We start from the raw sequence: 3,867 nt of genomic DNA, 5'->3' as shown, positions 1-3,867 counted from the left end.
GCATCACTGTGATGGCGACTCCGGCCAGCGCCGCGATAAGCAACGTCACGGTGGGCCTGACCAACGCGATTGCAGGCCAGGCATCCAACTATACCATTAAGTTCAAGATGCAGCAGCCATTGGACTTCCTCGTGATAACTGAAGGCATTGACATCACATTCCCGGCAGGCACGGATGTTTCTACGTGGACCGCGGTCACCGTGGAAGGCACGACCTGGGCCGGTGCCCCGGCAGTATATACCTTTCCGGCGAACCTTATGGTCTGGAACATCTTTGCAGCTGGGGCTGCGCTTCCACCAAATGGGATCCACATTGATCTTCTGACCGGAGACCTCGCACCGGGATGGGTGACAGTCCGTATTGCGGGCGTTACAAATGGCGCTCCCTGCCATCAGACTCTAATCGTCGGTACATCAAAGGAGACAGCAGTAACGTCCCCATCATATCCAATTTATTTATTCGATATACAGCTGCTTCCTGGCTGGAACCTGATCTCCTTGCCTGGTATCCCCGAGGATACTGATATTGAGGTCGTGCTGGCTGACCTTTTGCCACCGGTCTGCGACCCGGGGCATGACTTCCAAGTCTGGTACTACGACTGCGGGCAGTGGTATGTGTATTGTTATGACACAGCGTTCGAGACCCTCACGACAATGGACGAGTGCAGAGCCTACTGGATTTATATAGATTATCCAGCGTCCTTCAGGGTAAAAGGCGTGTGGTATAACGATCCTCCGGACCCACCATACCAGAAGAAATGCTATCATGAGTGCTGGAACATGGTTGGCTTCACGTCAGCTAATGCTTCGAAGACCTTGGCCACCTACACGGCATCCCTGGTTCCCGCGGGGAAAATCATCTATTGGTATGGTTGGGACGCCGCTTCCCAGACCTGGGAGATAAATCCAGACCCCTTGTTGCAAGGTAAGGGTTACTGGATGGCGTTCACCGCAGATGCATGCTTCGTTCCGCCTCTATAATGAAATCTGAAGGCCTTTGAATTATGAACTGGCAGACATGCGGAAATAGGTCAGCAGGACGCAGGGCCGGCAGGCAAGCGGGAGCTGTTGGGTTCTTGCTAGCGCTGGTTCTCATCGCCGGCGGCGTCCTGACAGTCCCTGCCAATGCCCAAGATATACCGCCGATGCCGCACGGATTCGCGGGCGCGGTAAGCGTCCTCAATCCGCCGGGTCCGGTGCCGGAAGGGACAGTGGTGGAGGCTTTCGTAGACGGCGTCAAAAATGCTGAGACCAACGTGGACGACCAGAGCAGGTACGTTATTCTGGTGCCCGGCCCTGGCACTACAGTCACGTTTACGGTCGGCGGCATCCTAGCAAATGAGAGTGCTGCCTGGGAGTCCACCAAACTGGATGATGACTTCGACCTGACAATTGATGAGCCGCCAGGATTTGAGTTGACAGTGAATAGCACTGCCGGTGGTTCGGTAACCTCGCCTGGTGAGGGAACTTTCCTCTGGGCCGGGGCAGCAGTAGTTGACCTCGTTGCCCAGCCTGATGCGGGTTATCAGTTCGACAAGTGGACCGGTGATGTAGGCACAATCGCCGATGTCAATGATGCCTCAACCACCATCACTATGAACGACAGCTACTCCATCACCGCTAACTTCGAGGAGGGTTACTCCCTGACCATGGCAGCGTCACCAGTCATGGGTGGAACGGCGACTGATGTCACCGCTACTTCTCCGTACGGAGAAGGTGAGGTTGTCAGCGTACAAGCGGTAGCCGCATCGGGCTACCAGTTTGTTAGGTGGACAGCGACTTCAGGCCAATTCAGTAATGCCAATGCCGAGTCGACTATCTTCCAAATGCCCGCGGCAGATGCAACCGTCACTGCCAGCTTCCAGGTTGCGACTAATCCGCTAGGTTGCTTTATCGCCACCGCAGCCTATGGAAGTCCGACGGCACAGGAAATAGAAGTCCTGCGTGAGTTCCGGGACGTCGTCCTGCTGACCAACAGCTTAGGTGCTGAGTTGGTGTCTCTCTATTACAAGACCAGTCCTCTCATAGCCGAGTTTATTTCCCAACACGAAGTTGTAAGAACAGCGGTGAGGGTGGGCTTGGTTGACCCAATTGTCGCTATATTAAGTTGGAGCTACGATTTATGGGGGGAGAGAGGCTGATGAGCGTAATAAGTGTTTCCGCGCATTGTGTTTGCCCGAACATATCAAAGGCTAGAGATTTGCAGATAAATGATAGGGGAATGCAACCAATACCAATAAAGAGGGCTATGAGACCAGAAAGGAGGAACAGTTGAGAAAGTTAATTAGTATAGGTGTTGTTCTTGCGTTACTGGTCACTTTTATGGTCCCTGTCGCTGTAGGGGCGCAAGAGTGCGAAGAGCCCCCGTGCCCATACACCCCGCCTGAAGGCGGGCCGCTACCCGCTAAAACGACCAAGACGCTGGCTGGCGCTGCGGTATGGACTTACCTTGGTGTCCAAGACATCATGGGGCGGGCCGTTTGTGCCACTACGGGACAGATGGCTGGCAACTTGGGAGGCTGGTCTGACGAGTTAGGCGTCATAGCCGTTGATGTCTCAGCGGCGGTGCTGGACGGGCTCGCGGATCTTGTCGAAGCTGCGTTAGAACAGTTCCTTCCTGATTTCGCAGACTTAGGCGCGTCATTAGGCGACTTGCTCCGGGGCATAGCCGATGCAATCGGAGGTACCGTCGAAGAGTGACCCCGTTAACAGTTACGTAAGACTTATGCTCGGTTGCCGATGAAAATACGAGGGGGCAGTGTGAAGCTGCCCCCTTCAGCATCTTAAACAAATCCTAAATACCAAAGTCACTCCGCTCCAAATCCTAAACTCCAAGCAACAAATCCCCTCGACTTCGCTCACGACAGACTTAAACAAGCCCAAATATCAAAATCCAAATGTTTAAATGCCAAAGCTACTTCTTTTTCTCAGTCGTGTTTTGAACTTTGTCATTTGTCATTGGAAGCGAGCAAACTGCTAAAATAAGATTGTGACCGTAAGGTTAATAGCCAAGAAGGGCTCGACCTTCCATGATTTCCCCTACTCTCATCCCGAGCGGAAGTGCTTCCACTGCTGGATTATCAATGTTACGCCACCGGGGCCCAACCAATGTGTTCATGATTGTATCTACTGCTATGCCCGGGAAGCTATTTACTCCAACTACTCCGAGGATACCCTGATTTATAACAACTTGCCTGAGTTAGTGGAGAGAGACCTTAAAAAGCTGACTTTATGCCCGCCAATTTCCCTGTCCAATATCTCCGACCCCTGCCAAGACATACCTGAATTGAAAAGAGAGGTCAGAAGACTGATACAGCTTCTTATGGATTACGGCGTCTCCTTTTTCATCACCACCAAAGGCGACCCGTCCTTTCTTCTGGAATTGCCTGGCTTTATTGATTACAAGCCTAAATTTATAGCTATAACCATTGAAGGGACTCCTGATGTGCTTGAGCTTTTATCACCCAAAGCACCATCATTTGATGCTAGAGTGGCTACCGTCAGCAAGCTATCTAAAATGGGTATAGACACTGTCATCCGCCTCGACCCCATTTTTGTCCATTTATTCCAGGCCCTTTACGGCGATTCCCGGTTTGAAAAAATAGCTGGGTTGCTGGACATCTTCGCCACGATTGGAGCCAGGCATGTCACCGCCAGCACTGGCAGGCTATCCAGAAGACGCTCTCCATCGGCCGGTCACGAAGGCGCAAGTATATGGCAGCGAATATACAAAGTTATCTATAGCCAGTCGCCACTTGCAGCTAAGAAATTCGAGCAGGAATATATCTACAAGGCACATTGGTCAGGCGGAGGCTATCGCCTGCGTAGGGACTTGAGGCTTGGCTTCCACCGCAAAGTAAAGGAATTG

Annotated in this window: 4 protein-coding genes; all 4 read left to right on the top strand. The window is 52.3% G+C overall.

The genetic code is table 11. The features are described 5' to 3' along the window. Positions 1-980 (top strand): hypothetical protein (locus ACETWG_03845; GenBank protein ID MFB0515721.1); only part of this gene is annotated, 980 nt, incomplete at its 5' end. 95 nt (positions 981-1,075) lie between these two features. Beyond that, complete coding sequence (locus ACETWG_03840) at positions 1,076-2,140, top strand: CFI-box-CTERM domain-containing protein (protein MFB0515720.1); 1,065 nt, start codon at positions 1,076-1,078, stop codon at positions 2,138-2,140. 130 nt (positions 2,141-2,270) lie between these two features. Beyond that, complete coding sequence (locus tag ACETWG_03835) at positions 2,271-2,699, top strand: hypothetical protein (GenBank protein MFB0515719.1); 429 nt, start codon at positions 2,271-2,273, stop codon at positions 2,697-2,699. Between the two features lie 289 nt (positions 2,700-2,988). Continuing rightward, a partial coding sequence (locus tag ACETWG_03830) for a radical SAM protein (GenBank protein MFB0515718.1) occupies positions 2,989-3,867 on the top strand: 879 nt, incomplete at its 3' end.

The sequence above is a fragment of the Candidatus Neomarinimicrobiota bacterium genome (genome assembly GCA_041862535.1).
Taxonomy (GTDB): Bacteria; Fidelibacterota; Marinisomatia; order SCGC-AAA003-L08; family TS1B11.
Note: the sequence above shows the minus strand (reverse complement) of the source record. Positions and strands in the feature narration are given on the sequence as shown.